This window comes from Segatella copri (genome assembly GCF_051861805.1).
GTDB classification, from domain to species: Bacteria; Bacteroidota; Bacteroidia; order Bacteroidales; family Bacteroidaceae; genus Prevotella; species Prevotella copri_M.
On record NZ_CP146520.1, the window covers coordinates 2,651,855 to 2,671,969 of the forward strand.

Here is a 20,115-nt window from a genome sequence, read left to right on the forward strand (position 1 = left end):
TATGAGACTATTCTTAAGTGATTCATTTTTCGATAAATTCACGGAGTTGCCACGCAACGTCCAACAAAACGTGAGGGACTTCCAGAAGAAGTTCCGTCAGAATTCTCAGTCTTCTGCCATACACCTGGAATCCATCACCCAGTTTAAGGATTCTTCCTTGAAAACTGCCCGTGTAAACCAGGAGTATCGTGCCGTTGTGGGTGCATTGGGACAAGACAACTATATGCTGCTCTATGTAGATAAGCACGACAAGGCATACCGCTGGGCACAGAACAAGAAGTTCGTATGGAATGAGCATACACAAACCTGCCAGATCATTCCTATTGATATTCAGCAAGAAGAGACATACGTAGAAGAAAACGGAAACTCTAATGATGCAACTGCCGAGAGTCCGTTCTGCGATATTACTGACGCTCAGCTGTTATCAATCGGTGTACCAGAAGAGCTGATCGGTATCGTCAGAAATATCAGAAACTTTGATGACCTGGACAAGGCAGAGAAGATGCTTCCGCAGGATGCTTTCGAGAATATCTTTGACGTGATGGATGGTAACGATATCAGCTCCATTATTGCCAATATAGAAGAAGGCAAGGCAAAGGAGGGAGAAGATACATTGCTGTCGAGCAACAACCGCCGCCGCTTCATCGAGATTACAACCGATGAAGAACTCGCCCGAATCATGGACGAAGGTATGGAGAAATGGCAACTGTTTCTCCACCCTTCACAGCGCAAGCTGGTAGATAGCGATTACAATGGCTCAACCAAAGTGAGCGGTTCAGCTGGCACCGGAAAGACCATCGCAGCCATTCACCGTCTGAAATATCTCTGCCAGAGCAATATGTTCGGGAAGGTTCTCTTCACAACCTATACCACAGCTCTGGTAGATAATCTGAGAGTACTTGTAGAGAAAATGGGCATTGACAAGCAGAAGTATGCCCTCAACAACATTGATAAGGTGCTTTTGGAAGTAGCCAAGGAGTATAAGATTCTTCCGACAGATTTCCATGTATTGGATTACTCCGGTGACAAGGAATCCCTGGCTCTCTGGAGTGAGGTGCTTGACCAGAATATCTCTGAATTCGACGAACAGTTTCTTTATTCGGAATATATAGATGTAATCATCTATAATAACAATAAGGACTTGAAATCATACCTGCTGCAGGCTAGAACGGGCAGAACGAAGCCTATTACCCGCAAACAGCGTGTGGAGATATGGAAACTGAAAGAGCAGTATGAAGCCCTCAAGCAGGAACGTAAGAAAGTAGATCGCCTTGAGTTGTTCAATATGGCGGCTAACTATATGAAGGAGCATCAGATACATCCATACAGTCATGTGATAGCTGATGAGTTTCAGGATTTCTCGAACCCGGAACTCCGATTCCTGCGCCAGCTTGTAGCAGAAGGAAGAAACGATCTGTTCCTGACGGGTGATCCATACCAGCGCATCTATAGTGGAAGAAAGATTAACTTTACTGCTGCCGGAATCAATATCCGTGGCAAAAAGAGCAAGAAACTGAAGGTAAACTACCGCACCACGGAAGAAATCAAGCGCATGGCTGTTGCCGTAGTGAAAGGTGAGAAATACGACGACATGGATGGCGGCGAAGAGAACAACAAGGGATATATCTCCTTGGTTCATGGCGAAAAGCCTTGCTACAGGATATTTGCATCAAGTAATGAAGAGGTAGAATATGTAATGAAGGCTGTGGCTGAATGTGAAAATAATGGCATCAGTCTCAACCATATCTGCATAGCTGCCAGAACCCGGGCATTATACAAAGATGTTGTTGACGGATTACATCACAATGATATTCCTTATCAGGAGTTGAAAGGTGGAAACGCTACGGGTAATAAAGAAGGAATCTCACTCTGTACATTCCACTCGTTGAAAGGTTTGGAATTCCGCATAGTTATTCTGGTTGGTGTAACAGAGCGAAGTATGCCATCAAAGGAGACTTCCGGTAAACCATTCTCTATGATGGATGTTCCGGAACGCAAAGAGTATCTGATGGGTATCCGCTCCCTACTCTATGTAGCCATCACCCGTGCCAGACAGATGGTATTCATCAGCGGATGGGGAGAAGCAACAGGATTGCTGGAAGAAATGGAATGCAAGAAAGATGCATGAAAGAATGCATGAAAGAATGCATGAAAGAATGCATGAAAGAATGCATGAAAGATGCAAGAAAGAAACATGCGATTATTTTTGAGATGAACCCATATAATAAAACCGCTCCACTTACATATAAATAGGTGGAGCGGTTTATCTATTTTCGAATGTTTATTTTTTCCGAAAGTATCATTAAGGGGGTTAATATTGTCTCAACGCCCCAAGCAACTCGGCGTTCTCTGTCTTGTTACCAATGGTGATTCTCAGACAGTTGCCGCAAAGCTGAACCTTGTTGCGGTTTCTTACGATGATGCCCTGAGCCACAAGATAATCGTAGATGGCCTGCGCATCCGTCACCTGAACCAGGAAGAAGTTGGCATCCGTAGGATGAATCTTCACGGTGATAGGCAAATCCAGGAAGGCAGTCATCACCTTAGAACGCTCCTGCAGGATGTTCTTCACCCACTCATCCTTCTTCAGCGGTGCCTTCAAAACCTCAAGTGCCTGCTGCTGGGTAAGCAGATTCACATTATAAGGATACTTCACCTTATTGAAGATATCAATAATCTCCTTGCTCGCATACGCCATACCCAGGCGCAATGCCGCACAACCCCACGCCTTGCTCATCGTATTGAGCACAATCATGTTAGGGAAATGCTTCAGTACACTACGGAAAGTTCGCTCGGTAGAGAAATCGCTGTAAGCCTCATCTACCACCACGATGCCATCAAACAGACGGAGCACCTCTACTATCGCCTCGCGATTGATATGGTTGCCCGTAGGATTGTTAGGACTGCAGAACCAAACCACCTTGGTGTTCTCGTCGCAGGCATCGATGATTTTCTCGGCAGAAATCTGATAGTTCTCGTCGAGCAACACGGAGCGATACTCCACGTCGTTCACATCGGCACACACCTCATACATTCCGTATGTAGGCGCAATCGCTACCACATTGTCCTTGCCCGGACGGCAGAACACACGGAAAACCAGATCGATGGCCTCATCCGAACCATTGCCCAGGAAAATCTGGTCTTCCGGAACCTCCTTGATCTTGCTCACCTGCTTCTTCAGCTCCAGCTGCAGCGGATCAGGGTATCGGTTGTACGGGTCATTATATGGATTCTCGTTGGCATCGAGGAAGACGCGGGCATTTCTGCCAGCGAATTCCGTGCGAGCGCAACTGTATGGTGCCAAGTTCCAAATGTTTTCTCGGCACAAGTCTTTTAAATCTTTCATTCTTTTAAATTATTTTAGGCTATTAACTCTCAATCTCATGGCGTTGGCATGTGCCTCCAACTGCTCGTTCTCCGCCATCGTCACCACAGCATCGCCTATGTTACGAATACCTTCTTCCGTGAGATGCTGGAAGGTGATCTTACGATTATAACTGTCGAGGTTCACGCCATTATATGCCAAGGCATAGCCATGGGTCGGAAGGGTGTGGTTGGTACCGCTGGCATAGTCGCCGGCACTCTCGCACGCATAGTTGCCCAGGAACACGCTGCCCGCATTCACCACTTTCTCGGCAAGCTGCCCGTAATCGGCAGTTGCGATGATGAGATGCTCTGGGGCGTAGGTGTTGCAAAGGTCGATGGCCTCCTCTTCGTTCTCAACGAGGATGAACTTGGAGTTGTCCAGCGAAGTCTGCGCCATCTCCTTGCGAGGCAATCGCTCCAACTGCACTTCCACTTCCTTCTTCACTGCTTCCAAAACCTTTTCGGAGGTAGTGATGAAAAACACCTGCGAGTCGAAGCCGTGCTCAGCCTGCGACAGCAAGTCGGCAGCTGCAAACACAGGGTTGGCAGTTTCATCTGCAATAAGACAAACCTCTGATGGTCCAGCCGGCATATCGATAGCCACATCGTGCAGGGAAACCTGCTGTTTTGCCGCCATGACAAACTGGTTGCCCGGTCCGAATATCTTATATACCTTAGGCACGCTCTCCGTTCCGTAAGCCATCGCACCGATGGCCTGCACGCCGCCCGCCTTGAAGATCTTGCTCACGCCTGCAATCTTAGCCGCCATGAGGATAGCCGGATTCACCTTTCCCTCCTTGTTAGGAGGAGTACAGAGCACGATTTCCCTGCAGCCTGCAATCTTGGCAGGGGTAGCGAGCATCAATACGGTGCTGAAGAGAGGCGCCGTTCCGCCCGGGATATACAATCCCACCTTCTCTATTGCCACGCTCTTCTGCCAGCAGGTTACGCCAGCGCAGGTTTCCACCTTGCTGCCCTCAAACTTCTGGCTCTGATGGAATGCGGCAATGTTATGATGGGCGAGGTGCAAAGCGTCTTTCAGATCTTGAGAAACCAGTTGCTCAGCCTCATCGATTTCAGCCTCAGTCACAGCCAAAGAATCGAGATGGGCATGGTCAAACTTCTCCTCGTAACGCTTCACGGCATCATCGCCATGGTTCTTCACATCGTCGAGTACACCCTGAACGGTAGCATTGAGCTGCGACACGTCAAGGTGTGGGCGTTTTACTATCTCGCTCCATTCCTCCTTTGCAGGATACTTTATTACCTTCATTCCAAATTTAATTAATAATTTATAATGGATAATTAAGAACTAGACCTGCGCATAAGCTGGTCGCTACTCCTAATATCTAACTTTCTTACAATATCATCTTCTCGATTGGTGTTACCAGGATGCCCTGTGCACCGAGTTCCTTCAGTTTACCGATGATTTCCCAAAAACGCTTCTCGTCGAGAACGGTGTGGATAGAGCACCACTCCTCGTCGGCCAATGGGATGATGGTAGGGCTCTTGATACCTGGCAATACCTGGGTAATCTCCTCTACCTTCGCCTTAGGGGCGTTCATCATCACGTACTTCTTGTCCTGAGCAGAGCGTACTGCCTCGAAGCGGAACAGCATCTCGTTCAATATCTGATGCTTCTCCTCATCCATCTTCCAGTTGCCGATGAGCAAAGCCTCGCTCTTCATCACTACCTCCACCTCGGCAAGATTGTTGCTTACCAATGTAGAACCAGAGCTGACGATATCGAAGATACCATCTGCCAGACCGATGCCCGGACTGATTTCCACAGAACCTGTAATGACGTGGATGTCGGCATTGATATTGTTCTTCTTCATGAAATTGCGAAGGATGTTAGGGTATGAGGTGGCAATCTTTTTGCCATTGAACCACTGCAATCCCGGATAATCAATCTTCTTAGGGATGGCAAGACTCAGGCGGCACTTGCTGAAGCCCAATCGGTCGATGATCTGGGCATTCTCACCGCGCTCCACGAATTCGTTCTCACCTACGATACCGATGTCGGCTACGCCAGAGGCAACGCTCTGAGGGATATCGTCATCGCGAAGGTAAAGCACTTCGAGAGGAAAATTACTTGCCTGCACCAAGAGAGTGCGCTTGGAAGCGCAGACCTTGATGTCGGCCTCTGCTAAAAGATTCATTGTGTCGTCGAACAAACGACCCTTACTTTGTACTGCTATTCGTAACATATTTCTGTATTTTGTTTGAAAAACATTGCAAAAGTACATAAAATTGTTAGAATATGCAAATAATTTCGTACTTATATTCAATTTTTTAGTACTTTTGCAGTCGCAATGAGGAAAAAGTTATATTTATACGCATTATATTCACTGTTTTTGCTCTCAAGTTGCGCTGATAAGAAACCGCAGCAAGAGCTTACGCCATGGGGTACTCCCGTGGGTGAAGTGGATGGTATCGACGGTTCTGAAGAGGATGGAAACGCCGACGGAGATGGATTGGATGATGCCAACGGAAAGGCAAACCGGCAGCGGGGTTTCTCGCTGGAAGATATCCAGGAGAATGGCGAGCTCATCATGCTCACCGTGAACGGTCCTACCACCTATTATGATTATCACAACCACGGCATGGGTCTGCAGTATCTGCTCTGCGAGAAGTTTGCCCAGCAGATTGGCGTGTCGCTGAGAGTGGAGGAATGCAAGGATACCACCGAGATGATTCAGAGACTGCAGAAGGGAGAAGGCGACATCATCGCCGTGCCACTGCCCCGCCAAAGCAAAGCAAAAGACCTGCAATTCTGCGGCGTTACTCCCGACAGCGGAAAGACGCAGTGGGCGGTGATTGGCGGCAACAAGAGTCTTGCCGATACCCTGAACGGATGGTTCAAGCCGAAGATGATAGCCGAGGTGAAGAAGGAGGAAACCTTCCTGCTATCTACAGCCAGCATCCGCCGCCACGTGTATTCGCCGTTCCTGAACCGTTCGAAGGGTGTCATCTCGCGCTACGACCATCTCTTCATGAGATACAGCGGAACGGCTCGCATGGACTGGCGACTGATGGCGGCTCAGTGTTACCAGGAGAGTTGCTTCGATGCGAATGCCAAATCGTGGGCGGGTGCCTGCGGACTGATGCAGATTATGCCATCCACCGCCTCGCACCTGGGCTTGCCGATGAGTGCCATCCACGATGCCGAGGCTAATGTGGCTGCGGCTGCGAGATACATGGCAGAACTGCAGGGACACTTCAGCGATGTGGGCGACCCAGGGCAGCGCGTACTCTTTGCCCTTGCTGCCTACAACGGCGGCTTCCATCATATCCGCGATGCGATGGTGCTGACCCGGAAGCACGGTGGCAACTCGCAAAATTGGGGTGATGTAAGGGAATATGTGCTCCGACTGTCACAACCAGCCTACTATTGTGACCCGGCTGTGAAATACGGTTATATGCGAGGCGCCGAGACGGCAGATTACGTGGATAGAATCCGTGCCCGCTGGAGCGAGTATTGCGGTGGAGCCAGTTTCCACGAGAGCTATCGTGGCGGCAGCCGTGGCCCGCACATCGGAAGAGGAACCGACTCCTTTCATGGGGCACCGGTGAAATCAAAGAGAAATTATCAGAAGAAATACCATATATAATAATGAAGAGGGTGTGTCATGAATTCATGACACACCCTCTTCATTATTATATATGGTGGGCAATATTTGCCAAACACTTATTTCAATACTTCATCGAGCAAGGTGTAGAATGCAGGATCCTCACCCACGATAGTCTTCACAATCTTGCCGTCAGGACCCACAACAATCTTGGTTGGGAAACCCTGAATAGCATATTTCTCCAAAATATTGCTGCCCTTTGGACTATATACGTGAATCCATGGCAACTGATGCTTCTCAACGGCAGCCTTCCACTTAGTCTCGGTATCATTGCAGTCGATGCCGAGAATCTCGAACTTACCCTTGTACTTCTCGTAGTACTCCTTCATCTTAGGCATACCCTTGATACACCAGATACACCAAGAACCCCAGAAGTCGAGCACCACGTACTTGCCACGGAGGCTGGAAAGAGAGAATGGCTTGCCATTGATGTCATTCAGAGTGAAGTCAGGAGCCTCTACACCGGAAGCCTGAACCTTGGCAGCCTTTGCCTCAGCCTCAGCCTGCTTCTTGGCATACTCAACAAATGGCTGATAATATCCCTTCATACGGCCGTTTTTCACTGGGTCGGAAAGCAGACCAACCACCTTCTCGATGTTCTCCAATCCATCAACAGCAGAAACCAGAGTGGCGCTAGCCTCATAGTCAGGATGCTGTTTTACAAAATCAATCACCTTATCATTATAGGTATCCTTGGCATCAGGTGCTTTCTGTGCAGCCTCCAGCATCAAGTCAACCTCATGATACTGCTGGTAAAACTTAGTACCCGTTACATCATAACGAGCATTTGCATCTCCCTTCAGTTCAGCCTTCTCGTTAGGCACACAAACCAAAGCGAAAGCCTTACGCTCTTCTCCACGATAAGTCTTTGGGGTAATAAAGGTATAGTTCACAGGCTTCTCCACATTGGTATTGTAAGTAAACTTATCCTTCTTTACCAAGATGGTATCCATCTTCACACCTCTACCTTTATATACCAAAATGGTATCGCTAGAGAAGTTCTTCAATTCTCCCTTCACCTGGAAGTTGCTCTTCTGAGCCATTGCTGCAGTTGATGCAAGCACCAAGGCAGCAGTAAAAATCATTTTCTTCATTGTATCTTCTTTTCTCGCTTTATTTAGTATTTTCTATTTCGTATTTTCTATTTTGAATCTAAAGCTTTTAAGCTTCGTATTCCGTGGTATCCTCAATACCAGCCGCAGCCAGTGCTTCCTTGCGCTCCACGCAGGTGCCGCACTTTCCGCAGTGCTTCTCGCCACCCTTGTAGCAGCTCCAGGTCTCGGCATAATCAATGCCCAGTTTCTTGCCTATCGCAGCAATCTCGCCCTTGGTGATGTTGGTGTACGGAGCCACCACGCGAACATCCACGAAGGTGCCAGCCTCGGCAGCCTCATCGATGGCCTTGATGAACTCAGGGCGACAATCCGGATAAATGGTGTGGTCGCCGCCATGGTTGGCGATAAGCACCTTCTTCAGATTGTTGCTCTCGGCAATGCCGATGGCGATGCTGAGCATGATGCCGTTGCGGAATGGAACCACGGTAGATTTCATATTGTCGTCGGCATAGTGACCCTCTGGGATGGCATCGGCACCCTCCAGGAGAGAACTCTTGAAATACTGATGCATGAATCCCAGGTCGATGGTGATATGCTTGATGCCCAGTCGCTCACAATGCATCTTGGCGAAAGGAATCTCTCGCTCGTTGTGGTTACTGCCATAATTGAAACTGATACCCAGGGCTATCTCGTCCTTCTTGTCATAAAGCAGCGTGATGCTATCCATACCGCCGCTCACAATAATTACTGAATCCTTCATTTACTTTTCCTTTGAACTTTATATTTATAAAATCAGATTATATTTATAAATTCAGACTATACACTAAAATCTGCGTAATCCGCGAAATCTGCGTGAGATCTTCACCCGAACAGGCAGCGGAATGCTTCCTCCACCTTCCTTACGGGATGAATCTCTATCTGATACTTCTTGTGGTCGAAACCATGATTGTTATATTTCGGAATGATGATGTGCAGGAATCCCAGCTTCTCGGCCTCAGCGATGCGCTGCTCGATGCGACTCACCGGACGAACCTCGCCGCTCAGTCCCACCTCGCCACACATGCACCACCCCTGTTCTATCGGTGTATCCACATTGCTGCTCAACACGGCTGCCAGCACACTCAGGTCCATCGCCGGGTCAGTCACTCGCAGTCCGCCCGCAATGTTGAGGAACACGTCCTTCGCCATCAGTTTGAAGCCCACTCGCTTCTCCATCACGGCCAGGAGCATGTTCAGTCTGCGCTGGTCGAACCCCGTTGCCGAACGCTGCGGGGTTCCGTATGCCGCCGTGCTCACCAGTGCCTGCGTCTCTACCAGGAACGGGCGGACGCCTTCGATGGCAGCACTGATGGCAACGCCCGAGAGTCCGTCGTGATCTTCCGTAAGGAGCAGTTCCGACGGGTTGCTCACCTGTCGGAGTCCTCCCTGCTGCATCTCGTAGATACCCAGTTCCGAAGTACTTCCGAATCGGTTTTTGATGCTTCGCAGGATGCGGTACATATAGTGCTGGTCGCCCTCAAACTGGATAACGGTGTCCACGATATGTTCCAGAATCTTCGGTCCAGCCAGGGTTCCCTCCTTATTAATATGTCCTATCAGGATAACAGGGATGCCACTGGTCTTGGCAAACCGCAAGAGCGACGCCGCACATTCCCTCACCTGCGATATAGAGCCTGGAGAACTGTCCACTTCCTCTGTAGCAATGGTTTGGATAGAGTCGATAACTATCAGTTCTGGAGCCACTTGCTGAATATGAGTGAATATTTTCTCCAACTGCGTTTCGCAGAGAATCGTAATATGGTCGAAAGCCGCTTCAGGAGAAACATCACCAGCAGCCGAAGCATCTCCGGCATCCGAAGCAGCAACCGAAGCCCTCATCAGCGCCTGTCCCTTTGCCAATCTGTCGGCACGGAGCTTAATCTGATGGGCACTCTCCTCGCCGCTTACATAAAGCACCCTTCTGTGCCTCATGTTCAGAATGGTTTGCAGGGTAAGCGTACTCTTTCCGATGCCCGGCTCTCCACCCAGCAGAGTGATGCTGCCGGGTACCATTCCGCCACCCAGCACACGATTCAGTTCCTCGTCCATCATATCGATGCGAGGTTCATCAATCGAGGAGATGTCTCGCAACTTCATCGGCTTGGCATCGCTATCCGAATGCTGTCCTCCAAACATGGTGGCAGCACCTCCATGCCTCATGGTCATGCCGGCATTCTTAGCCGCCTGCGACCCCGAATCGGCTGCTATTCTAATCTCCTTGAACGTATTCCATTGTCCGCAGCTAGGGCATTTGCCAATCCATTTGGCACTCTCCTGCCCGCAGTTGCTGCAAACGTATGCAATTTTATCTTTAGCCATCTTTCGCAAATTTTCGGCAAAGGTACAGCTTTTTTCTCTAATCACAAAAACTTTTCCCTCTAAACACAAAAACTTTGTTTCAAAAACAGGAAAGAAGTCGTGAAATAGGCGGTATTTTGCTATCTACACGTTGCAAAAGATGCGTACTATGACAAAAAATCATTAAAACATGATGCAAAGATTTGGTGATACCAATTATTTTTGTTACTTTTGCGTCGGATTGAGCGAAGGATGCCCTGCTACCAGATTCGCTTCAGCCTGCCGAGCCCGATTAGCTCCACAGACGGCGGAATGGGAAGCCCCATCAACTGAGTTCAGTTTCAATCGTTAATTAAATCAATAATAATAACTAATATAAAATTTAGGAAAAATGAAGATTGAAAATTTTAACTTTGCCGGTCACAAGGCAATCGTACGCGTTGATTTCAACGTGCCATTGGATGAAAATGGTAATGTAACAGACGACACTCGTATCCGTGGTGCCCTCCCTACTTTGAAGAAGGTACTCGCTGACGGCGGTGCGCTCATCATGATGAGCCACATGGGTAAGCCAAAGGGCAAGGTTAAGTCAGAGCTTTCTCTCTCTCAGATTGTAAAGAACGTTTCTGACGCTCTCGGTGTAGAGGTTAAGTTTGCCAAGGATTGCGGTAACGCTGATGCTGAGGCTGCTGCCTTGAAGCCAGGTGAGGCTCTCTTGCTCGAGAACCTTCGTTTCTATCCAGAAGAGGAAGGCAAGCCAGTTGGCGTAGAGAAGGGTACACCTGAGTTCGACGCTGCTAAGGCTGAGATGAAGGAGCGCCAGAAGAAGTTCGCTGCTAAGTTGGCTTCTTATGCTGATGTATATGTAATGGACGCATTCGGTACAGCTCACCGCAAGCACGCTTCTACAGCTGTTATCGCAGATTCATTCGACAAGGATCACAAGATGCTCGGCTTCCTGATGGAGAAAGAGGTGAAGGCTGTTGACGCAGTCCTCGGCAACATCAAGCGCCCATTCACAGCTATCATGGGTGGTTCTAAGGTTTCTACCAAGATCGGTATCATCGAGAACCTGTTGACTAAGGTTGACAACCTGATTCTCTGCGGTGGTATGACTTATACATTCTCTAAGGCTCTCGGTGGCAAGATCGGTATGTCTATCTGCGAGGATGACAAGCTTGACGTAGCTCTCGACGTAATCAAGAAGGCTAAGGAGAACGGTGTAAACCTCGTACTCGGCACAGACTCTATCTGCGGTGACGACTTCAAGAACGACTGCAACACACAGGTTTGCCCATCTAACAACATCCCTGACGGTTGGGAGGGTATGGACGCAGGTCCTGAGACTCGCAAGGCATTCGCTGAGGCTATCAAGGGCGCTAAGACTATCCTCTGGAACGGTCCTGCAGGTGTATTCGAGTTTGACAACTTCGCTGGTGGTTCTAAGGCTATCGCTGACGCAATCGCTGAGGCTACTAAGGAGGGTGCATTCTCACTCATCGGTGGTGGTGACTCTGTAGCTTGCATCAACAAGTTCGGCTTGGCAGACCAGGTATCTTATATCTCTACAGGTGGTGGTGCTCTCCTCGAGGCTATCGAGGGCAAGGTATTGCCAGGCGTAGCAGCTATTGAGAAGTAATCAATAGGTAATCTATATAAAGCGGTTCGGGGGCATCCCATAGTGGATGTCCTCGAATTTTTCAGTATATAAGATACCCCACCCCTAACAATCTAACGATACTCCCTTTATTAAAAATTATTCATATTAAAAACCATTTAACGCAATTTAATGGATTGGATTATTAATCTTTTCACCAATACAGAGTCGGTGGCGCACATCGCCCTGCTCTACGCAATAGTCATTGCGATTGGTGTTTACCTGGGAAAGATCAAGATTGGTGGCATCTCGCTGGGTGTTACCTTCGTGCTCTTCGCAGGTATCTTAGCCGGACACGTGGGCTTTACAGGTCCTAAGGAAATCCTCACCTTCGTGCAAGACTTCGGATTGATCCTCTTTGTCTTCATGATTGGTATGCAGGTGGGTCCTGGCTTCTTCGAGAGTTTCAAGAAAGGTGGCGTGACACTGAACTTGCTTTCTGCCACAGCCATCCTGCTCAACATCCTCGTGATGTTCGGATGCTATTACCTCTTCTTCGATACCAGCAACCCGCATAACCTGCCTATGATGGTGGGTACCCTGTATGGTGCGGTTACCAACACCCCGGGTCTTGGTGCTGCCAACGAGGCGTTGCTCAGCGTTTTCCCTAATGGTGCTCCTAGCATCGCCAACGGTTACGCCTGTGCTTATCCTCTGGGTGTGGTTGGTATCATCGGTGCTACCATCCTCATCAAGTACATCACCCGTGTTGACTTGACAGAGGAAGAAGCCCAGCTCAACGAGGAGGAGGCTGCCAACCCTCATGCCAAACCTCACAACATGCACTTGCGTGTGGAGAATGCCTACATCGCAGGCAGAACCCTGAGAGAGGTTTCTGAGTTCCTGAACCGCGACATCGTCTGCTCAAGACTGCTCCACGACGGAGAGGTGAGCATTCCTAACAGCAAGACCACCTTCGAGGTAGGCGACGAGCTGCTCGTGGTTTGCGCAGAGGCTGATGCCGAGGCCATCAAGGCTTTCATCGGTCCGGAAATCGAGGCAGAGTGGGACCGCGAGAAGGATGAGGTACAGCACTTCGTATCAAGACGAATCATCGTTACCCGTCCTGAGATGAACGGTAAGACTTTGGGTAAGATGCACTTCTCCAGTGTGTATGGCGTGAACGTAACCCGCATTTCCCGTCAGGGCATGGATCTCTTCGCAAGCCGTAACCACCACTTCCACGTGGGCGACCGCGTGATGGTAGTAGGTCCTGAGGAGAACGTAAACCGTGTGGCTGAGATCATGGGTAACTCTGTGAAGCGCCTCGATGCGCCTAACATTGCTACTATCTTCATCGGTATCATGGTGGGTATCATCTTCGGTTCCCTCCCATTCGCCATCCCAGGCATGCCAGTGCCTCTGAAGCTGGGTATCGCCGGTGGTCCGCTCATCATCGCCATCCTCATCGGCCGTTTCGGTTATCGCATGAAGCTGGTTACCTACACCACTACCTCCGCCAACATGATGCTGCGAGAGATAGGACTGGTACTCTTCCTGGCGAGTGTGGGAATCAAGGCGGGTGCCGGATTCTGGGACACAGTGGTCCAGGGCGACGGATTGAAATATGTGGGATGCGGTTTCCTCATCACCATCATTCCTATCCTCATCGTGGGTACCATCGCACGACTGAAGTTCAAGTTCAACTACTTCACCATCATGGGTATGCTTGCCGGTACTTATACCGACCCTCCTGCCCTGGCTTATGCCAACGCATCATGCTCTAAGGAGGCTCCAGCCGTAGGTTACTCTACTGTATATCCATTGAGTATGTTCCTCCGTATCTTTACAGCCCAGATTGTGGTGCTGTTCTTCTGCGGAGCATAAACGCTTATAAATGTTAACAAAACAACTGGAAATAGTTATAAATTATAAAAGAGGTGCACAAAGATAAAAATTTGTGCACCTCTTTTGTTTTCTTTTCAGAATTTATTCGTACCTTTGAGCACAATAAACAAACAACCCTAAAAACGTTAGATGCGTATGAATAAATTAGGATTTCTGATAACCATGCTGGTCATCGCATCCTTGCCCGCTTGGGGACAAGGTGCCAGGAGCATCCGTATTACGGAAGTGATGACCGACAACCGCACGAGTCTCATTGATGAGTACGGTCAGCACAAGCCATGGGTGGAATTGAGCAATTCCTCCTTTACCACGTACAACGTGCGTGGTATGTTCCTAACCACCGACAGACGAGTTCTCAACAAGAACCTCTCGCCCGAAGTACGTCGGCAAATGATGTATCCATTGCCGAACAATGAACCCCGAACCATGCTGGGCGGTAAGAAGAGCATCGTCATCTTCGACAGCAGTAGCTGGTACAAGGACAGTTGGAACGGGCAGCATTGGAAGGCAAAGGATTCTTCCAATACCGGACCTTTTCATCTCAATCTTATTCTGCAGGAAAAGAAGCCCAACTGGATAGCACTTTATGACGGAAACGCCGTAGACCTGATAGACTCCGTGAGCGTACCAGCATTGGCAGCCGACGAGAGCTATACACTGAGCCGTGATTTCAAGACATGGGATAAAGCCATTGCCGGAGCCATTACTCCGGGCTATCTGCCACAGAACATGGGCTTGAGCAAGGCACAGCTTCTGAAGAAACAGGACCCATACGGCATCGGAATCTCCGTGCTTTCGATGGGTATCGTGTTCTCGTGTCTCACCCTTCTTTTCTTGGTATTCTGGGCATTCGGAGCCTACATGAAGCACAAGCAGCGCATCGCCCGTGCCACCGAGAAGCACGCCTCCTTATTATATAAGACGGGCAAGAAGACCATCGAGGTAACGCAAGACCTGAGTCATAAGACCAACGTGATTCTGAAAGATGGTCTGAAAACCAAGGGAATCGACAAGGAGATTTACATGGCTGTGATTTCACTCGCCCTCAAGGAATACCTGGAGGATGTGCACGATGTGGAATCCGGCATCATCACCATCAAGCCTAAACAGACCAGATGGAATGCCCCGAAATTCAATAATATCAACAACTCTAAATAACAGAAACTATGGCTAAGTATCAATATACAGTGAAAGGAGTCGATTATGAAGTCGAAATCCAGGATATAGAAGGCAACATCGCCAACGTAACCGTGAATGGCATCCCATTCGAAGTAGAGATGAAGCAGCCAGTGAAGGCTGGCAAGCAGAAAGTGAAATTAAGTGAAGAACGAAGAGTGAAGAGTGAAGAATTCAACAGTTCTTCAGCCCCTCAGAGCGCGAAGGCATCTGCGGATTTGCAATCCGCAGCAAGCAGCGGGCAAACAATAAATGCAGGAGACGCAGGAAAGACAGCCTCTGGCAAGCCAGTGGTAGCCCCTCTGCCTGGTACCATTAACGAAATCAAGGTGAAGGTGGGCGACAAGGTGAACGCAGGCGATACTGTCGTCATCCTCGAAGCCATGAAGATGCAGAACAACATCGAGGCAGAGACTTCTGGAACCATCACCAGCATCAACGTGAATAAAGGCGATGCCGTGATGGAAGGAGACACGTTAGTAACCATTAAATAGATAGCTTATGGATTTCATCATACAAAACTTCAATGAGTTCCTGACCTATACGGGCTTTGCAAATGCCACGGCAGGAAACCTCGCCATGATAGTAATAGGAGTCGTCTGCATCTGGCTTGCCATCAAGAAGGATTTCGAACCGCTCCTCCTGGTGCCCATCGGATTGGGTATCATCCTGGGCAACATCCCCTTCCGTGCCGATGCCGGACTCGAAATCGGCCTGTACGAAGATAACTCGGTGTTGAACATCTTCTATCAGGGCGTAAAACAGGGCTGGTATCCCCCACTCGTATTCCTGGGCATCGGAGCGATGACCGATTTCTCGGCATTGATTTCCAACCCGAAGCTGATTCTGATTGGAGCCGCCGCCCAGTTTGGCATCTTCGGTGCCTACATGATAGCCCTGGCGCTGGGCTTCGAACCGAACCAGGCTGCTGGTATCGCCATCATCGGTGGTGCCGACGGACCTACCGCCATCTTCCTGAGCAGCAAACTGAGTCCTAACCTGATGGGTGCCATCGCCGTTTGCGCCTACTCCTACATGGCATTGGTACCAGTGATCCAGCCACCATTGATGCGCCTGCTCACTACCAAGAAAGAGCGCGTCATCAAGATGAAGCCAGCCCGCCAGGTATCTCAGACCGAGAAGATTCTCTTCCCAATCATCGGTCTGCTGCTCACCACCTTCATCGTGCCATCCGGCCTGCCATTACTCGGCATGCTCTTCTTCGGAAATCTTCTGAAGGAAAGCGGAAAGACTACCCGACTTGCCAAGACGGCAGGCAGCAGCTTGAATGATATCGTGGTGATGCTGCTCGGACTTACCGTGGGCTGCTCTACCCAGGCATCGGAGTTCCTGACCCTGAACACCATCAAGATTTTCGCCCTCGGTGCTCTGGCATTCATCATCGCTTCAGCCAGCGGTATCCTCTTCGTGAAACTGATGAACCTCTTCCTGCCAAAGGGCAAGAAGCTGAACCCGCTCATCGGAAACGCCGGTGTGAGTGCCGTGCCAATGAGTGCCCGCATCAGCAACAATCTGGGTTTGGAGTACGACCGCCACAATTTCCTTCTCATGCATGCCATGGGTCCGAATGTAGCAGGCGTCATCGGTTCCGCCGTAGCAGCAGGTGCCCTGCTGGGATTCTTCAATTAATGCAGAAATAAAAAAATAGCTTAAGGTCGCCCTGAAAGGGCAAAAGCTCCTAGCCCAGGGCAACACCCTGGGTTAGCCATCCAACAAAGAAATCGCCCTGAAAGGGCAAAAGCTTGTTAGATCCAAAGCTTTTGCCCTTTCAGGGCGACCTTTTGTATCCATCATAATACCCAGGGTGTTGCCCTGGGCTAGGAGCTTTTGCCCTTTCAGGGCGTGCGGTCTAGCCCCTCTTAATCGTCATTTTACCCTCAAGCGAGATGATAACCTCCACCTGATAGCTCATGCTGCTATCCGGCATCGCCAGCACCACCTTGTAATGAACACCATCAGCATCCACTTTCTTGAACACGATATCGCTCAATATCGACTGCTTCAGGAACTCATGAGGCACCTGCTCCTTGAAATCTTCCTTGCGGAAATCGCGACCGAAAATCTTGCGCGAACCATGATAGATGTTCACGTTCACGATATTGTCGTGGTAAACATTGTCCACCTCCACGCCATCGTCGTTGTAACTGCTCTTAAACACCTTGTATGTGGTAGGATTCACCTGCACATAGAGGTGCAGCTTCTCCTCGCCCGCATTCACCACCGTATCACGCTTCACCAGCTTATTCTGATTCAGCGTCACAGGCTGTGCATGCTGGAATTGCTCCAGATACATCGGGTCGGAAGTCTTGACGAGCTTCACCACATCCCCATTGGCTACCTTGAACTGAAAGATGTGTGCCGCCTGCTTCACAATCGGATATTTCGCAGTATTCGCACCCTTCATCACCAGCGTATCGCCAATGATGCAGAAATAAACCGGCCTGCTGGTAGAATCGGGATAATAGATGGTATCGCCCTTCACGCGAAAGGCAACATCATCCTCGTCGTCGCTGTCAATCCAGACACCCTGAAGCATCTTCTTGGCAGCGACGTCCTCCTGCTGTTCGGCTTTCTGGGCAGACTGCTTCTGTCCGCAACCCACCATAGCCGCCATGAGGCAAGCACCTAACAATATGTTGTTCGATTGTTTCATATACCTAAATTTAGTCGCAAAGATACTACTTTTTGGCGGAATAGCAAAATAAATTAAACTTTTTATCATTTCAGCTGAAAATTTCACAAAAAATAGTTGTCTATTTCCTAAAAAAGCCGTACCTTTGCAAGGTGAAATGTACATGAAATGTAGAATTCAGGTTTCACGAACAAGAATAACAGATAAAACGAAAGGTAAGAAGTGATAGAAATTAACAGACATATTGAGATTCTGCTCTTGAGCAACGACTGCGTGATTGTGCCAGGCTTCGGCGGCTTCATGGCTCATCATGTAGATGCAAGATACGATGGCACCGACAACATGTTCCTGCCACCGCTTCGCACCGTGGGCTTCAATCCGCAACTCACGATGAACGACTCGTTGCTTGTACTTTCGTATGTGGAGACCTACGACATGAGCTACCCAGAAGCTTTGCGACGCATTGAAGATGAGGTGGCTGAGATTCGCCAGACCCTTGAAAACGAGGGAAAGTATGAGGTGGACAACGTGGGAATCCTCTCGCTCAATGAGGATGGAAACATCGAGTTTGAGCCATACGAGGCAGGAATCCTCACCCCAGATTTCTATGGATTGGGCGGATTTGACATGATGCCTGTGGCGCAGCTCACTGCTGGCGAAGAGGCGAATGCCAACAAGGCAGCAACAAGCAAGACGACAACTCCTGCAGCAGAAAGCAAGCCAAATGCAAACCTTGTAGAGATGCCTGCCAAGCCTATGCAGAAAGAGAAAGAGGCAGCAGTCAACAACTCCGTATTCATCAACGACGATGAGGAAGAGGAGACCAGCGCTGAATTCATCAGCATCAGAAAAAGCTGGCTCAGAAATCTGGCAGCTGCCTGCATCGCCATCATCGCCTTCTTCACCATCTCTACCCCACTGGGTGCTCCTACCATGCAGAAGAGCCAGATTGACACTGGCATGCTGAACCGCATCATGCCGAAGGAAATCGACCAGATGAAGAAAGCCAAGGAGCTGGTAATCAATGGAGACGGAACCAAACTGATGGAGACATCTGAGAATGCTGCGCAGAATACAGAAAACGCTGCGCAATCTGCAGGAAGCTCTTCACAGATAGCAGGAAATGCTGCGCAGAATGCGGGAAATACAGCGCAGAATGCCAACCAGGACGCCGAGCTATCCCTCCCTTCCACTTACTACAGCATTGTTCTGGCTAGCCGTGTCACCAAGCACAACGCAGCCAACTATGCCGAGCGCCTGCAAGGCAAGGGATTCAAGCAAGCCCGTGTGCTCATCACCGAAAACAACGTCAAGGTGATTTACGGCACATACAACTCTGAAAGCGAGGCTCACGCTGCCCTGAAGAACCTGAGAGACAACGAGGCTTTCGCTGATGGTTGGATTACAAAGGTTAAGGAATAGTTTTTAGAGTTAAAAGAAATTTCACAAGTGACATCCAGCCGTCCCCGAAGGGGGCGAATGTGAATAACCGCGGGTGGAATGACCGAAGGGAATGGAACCTGCGGATAAGTCGATACACACTTTTATCGTCCCCGAAGGGGGCGAACAGGAGCAAAACCGGATGTGGTTCGCCCCCTTTGGGGACACTTTTTCCCTCCCGTTGGTTGTCCGCAGGTTCCATGACCTTCGGTCATTCCACCAGCGGTTATTGAAAGTTGGCCCCCTTCGGGGACCGGAGGGTACTTGCAAAAGTTGAATACATTATTATATATAGAATAAAGAAGTTAAAGAAAAGAAACAAGAATAAGATATGAAAAGAGTACGTTGCCCGAAATGCGATAATTTCATCACGTTCGACGAAACCAAGTATGAGGCAGGACAGAGCCTCGTCTTCGTTTGTCCTAACTGCAACAAGCAGTTTGGCATCCGAATGGGTGTTTCCAAGCTTCGCGAAACCCGCAAGGAGGAAAAAATCGACGAACAGGCCAACGAGCATGGCGTGGGTTCCATCGTGGTTATCGAGAACGTGTTTGCCTACAAGCAGGTGATTCCTTTGCAGATGGGCGACAATGTGATTGGCAGATACATGAAGAATAGTGGTATCAACTGCCCTATCGAGACCGTTGACCCAAGCGTGGATATGAACCACTGCGTCATCAACGTGAGCCGTGACAAGAAAGGCCGACTGAAGTATGTGCTCCGCGACGGACCAAGCTACACCGGAACTTTCGTGGATAACGAAATTCTGGGCGACCGAGAGCGCCGCATCATCGAAGACGGAACCCTCTTCACCATCGGAGCCACCAGCATCATCCTCCGCACCGCCGACAGCGAGGAGGAATAAGCAAGCTCTATCGTGGGCTTCCGGAGGGCATTCAGGCCAACCAACAAGACATTCACAGATTGAAATAAATCGAAGGGTTAGAGTAG

Annotated in this window: 16 protein-coding genes; 9 read left to right on the top strand and 7 right to left on the bottom strand. The window is 49.3% G+C overall.

Going from position 1 to position 20,115, the window contains the following annotated elements; all coding sequences use genetic code 11:
• Position 1: 1 nt before the first annotated feature.
• Positions 2–2,128, top strand: coding sequence for a 3'-5' exonuclease (locus tag V8Z93_RS10395; RefSeq protein ID WP_439431460.1), 2,127 nt, complete (start codon positions 2–4; stop codon positions 2,126–2,128).
• Positions 2,129–2,311: 183 nt separating this feature from the next.
• On the opposite strand, the gene hisC is transcribed toward V8Z93_RS10395, so the two are convergent.
• From hisC to hisG, 3 genes are all read right to left on the bottom strand, one after another.
• Positions 2,312–3,346: a histidinol-phosphate transaminase gene (gene hisC / locus V8Z93_RS10400; RefSeq protein WP_439431461.1), complete on the bottom strand. Its 1,035-nt coding sequence runs from the start codon at positions 3,344–3,346 to the stop codon at positions 2,312–2,314.
• Positions 3,347–3,355: 9 nt separating this feature from the next.
• Positions 3,356–4,639, bottom strand: a complete 1,284-nt coding sequence (gene hisD / locus V8Z93_RS10405) for a histidinol dehydrogenase (protein ID WP_203040673.1) — start codon at positions 4,637–4,639, stop codon at positions 3,356–3,358.
• Positions 4,640–4,724: 85 nt separating this feature from the next.
• Positions 4,725–5,576, bottom strand: a complete 852-nt coding sequence (gene hisG / locus V8Z93_RS10410) for an ATP phosphoribosyltransferase (RefSeq protein ID WP_439431462.1) — start codon at positions 5,574–5,576, stop codon at positions 4,725–4,727.
• Between the two features lie 105 nt (positions 5,577–5,681).
• On the opposite strand from hisG, the gene V8Z93_RS10415 reads away from it, so the two are divergent.
• Positions 5,682–6,980, top strand: coding sequence for a transglycosylase SLT domain-containing protein (locus tag V8Z93_RS10415; protein ID WP_439431463.1), 1,299 nt, complete (start codon positions 5,682–5,684; stop codon positions 6,978–6,980).
• 77 nt (positions 6,981–7,057) lie between these two features.
• On the opposite strand, the gene V8Z93_RS10420 is transcribed toward V8Z93_RS10415, so the two are convergent.
• The 3 genes from V8Z93_RS10420 to radA all read right to left on the bottom strand — a co-directional run bounded on the left by V8Z93_RS10420 (position 7,058) and on the right by radA (position 10,411).
• A complete protein-coding gene (locus V8Z93_RS10420; protein WP_439431464.1) occupies positions 7,058–8,092 on the bottom strand; it encodes a redoxin domain-containing protein in 1,035 nt (344 codons plus the stop codon).
• 67 nt (positions 8,093–8,159) lie between these two features.
• Complete coding sequence (gene queC, locus V8Z93_RS10425) at positions 8,160–8,813, bottom strand: 7-cyano-7-deazaguanine synthase QueC (RefSeq protein WP_203040669.1); 654 nt, start codon at positions 8,811–8,813, stop codon at positions 8,160–8,162.
• A gap of 101 nt (positions 8,814–8,914) precedes the next feature.
• Positions 8,915–10,411: a DNA repair protein RadA gene (gene radA, locus V8Z93_RS10430; protein ID WP_439431465.1), complete on the bottom strand. Its 1,497-nt coding sequence runs from the start codon at positions 10,409–10,411 to the stop codon at positions 8,915–8,917.
• 370 nt (positions 10,412–10,781) lie between these two features.
• Between radA and V8Z93_RS10435 the strand changes: the two genes are divergently transcribed.
• From V8Z93_RS10435 to V8Z93_RS10455, 5 genes are all read left to right on the top strand, one after another.
• The gene (locus V8Z93_RS10435; protein ID WP_439431466.1) at positions 10,782–12,029 is read left to right on the top strand and encodes a phosphoglycerate kinase; all 1,248 of its coding nucleotides are present in this window, start codon (positions 10,782–10,784) and stop codon (positions 12,027–12,029) included.
• A gap of 150 nt (positions 12,030–12,179) precedes the next feature.
• Positions 12,180–13,874 (top strand): putative transporter, encoded by a 1,695-nt coding sequence (locus tag V8Z93_RS10440; protein WP_439431467.1) that lies wholly within the window; start codon positions 12,180–12,182, stop codon positions 13,872–13,874.
• A 156-nt stretch (positions 13,875–14,030) separates the two neighbouring features.
• The gene (locus V8Z93_RS10445; RefSeq protein WP_203049430.1) at positions 14,031–15,053 is read left to right on the top strand and encodes an OadG family protein; all 1,023 of its coding nucleotides are present in this window, start codon (positions 14,031–14,033) and stop codon (positions 15,051–15,053) included.
• Between the two features lie 8 nt (positions 15,054–15,061).
• Positions 15,062–15,565 (top strand): acetyl-CoA carboxylase biotin carboxyl carrier protein subunit, encoded by a 504-nt coding sequence (locus V8Z93_RS10450; RefSeq protein WP_439431468.1) that lies wholly within the window; start codon positions 15,062–15,064, stop codon positions 15,563–15,565.
• A gap of 7 nt (positions 15,566–15,572) precedes the next feature.
• Entirely contained in the window at positions 15,573–16,721 is a 1,149-nt protein-coding gene (locus V8Z93_RS10455) for a sodium ion-translocating decarboxylase subunit beta (protein ID WP_203040663.1), read from the top strand.
• 220 nt (positions 16,722–16,941) lie between these two features.
• On the opposite strand, the gene V8Z93_RS10460 is transcribed toward V8Z93_RS10455, so the two are convergent.
• Positions 16,942–17,745: a DUF4738 domain-containing protein gene (locus V8Z93_RS10460; protein WP_439431469.1), complete on the bottom strand. Its 804-nt coding sequence runs from the start codon at positions 17,743–17,745 to the stop codon at positions 16,942–16,944.
• Positions 17,746–17,946: 201 nt separating this feature from the next.
• On the opposite strand from V8Z93_RS10460, the gene V8Z93_RS10465 reads away from it, so the two are divergent.
• Together V8Z93_RS10465 and V8Z93_RS10470 are read left to right on the top strand one after the other, a co-directional pair.
• Entirely contained in the window at positions 17,947–19,146 is a 1,200-nt protein-coding gene (locus V8Z93_RS10465; RefSeq protein ID WP_439431470.1) for an SPOR domain-containing protein, read from the top strand.
• 349 nt (positions 19,147–19,495) lie between these two features.
• Positions 19,496–20,029: an FHA domain-containing protein gene (locus V8Z93_RS10470; protein ID WP_439431471.1), complete on the top strand. Its 534-nt coding sequence runs from the start codon at positions 19,496–19,498 to the stop codon at positions 20,027–20,029.
• Positions 20,030–20,115: the final 86 nt, after the last annotated feature.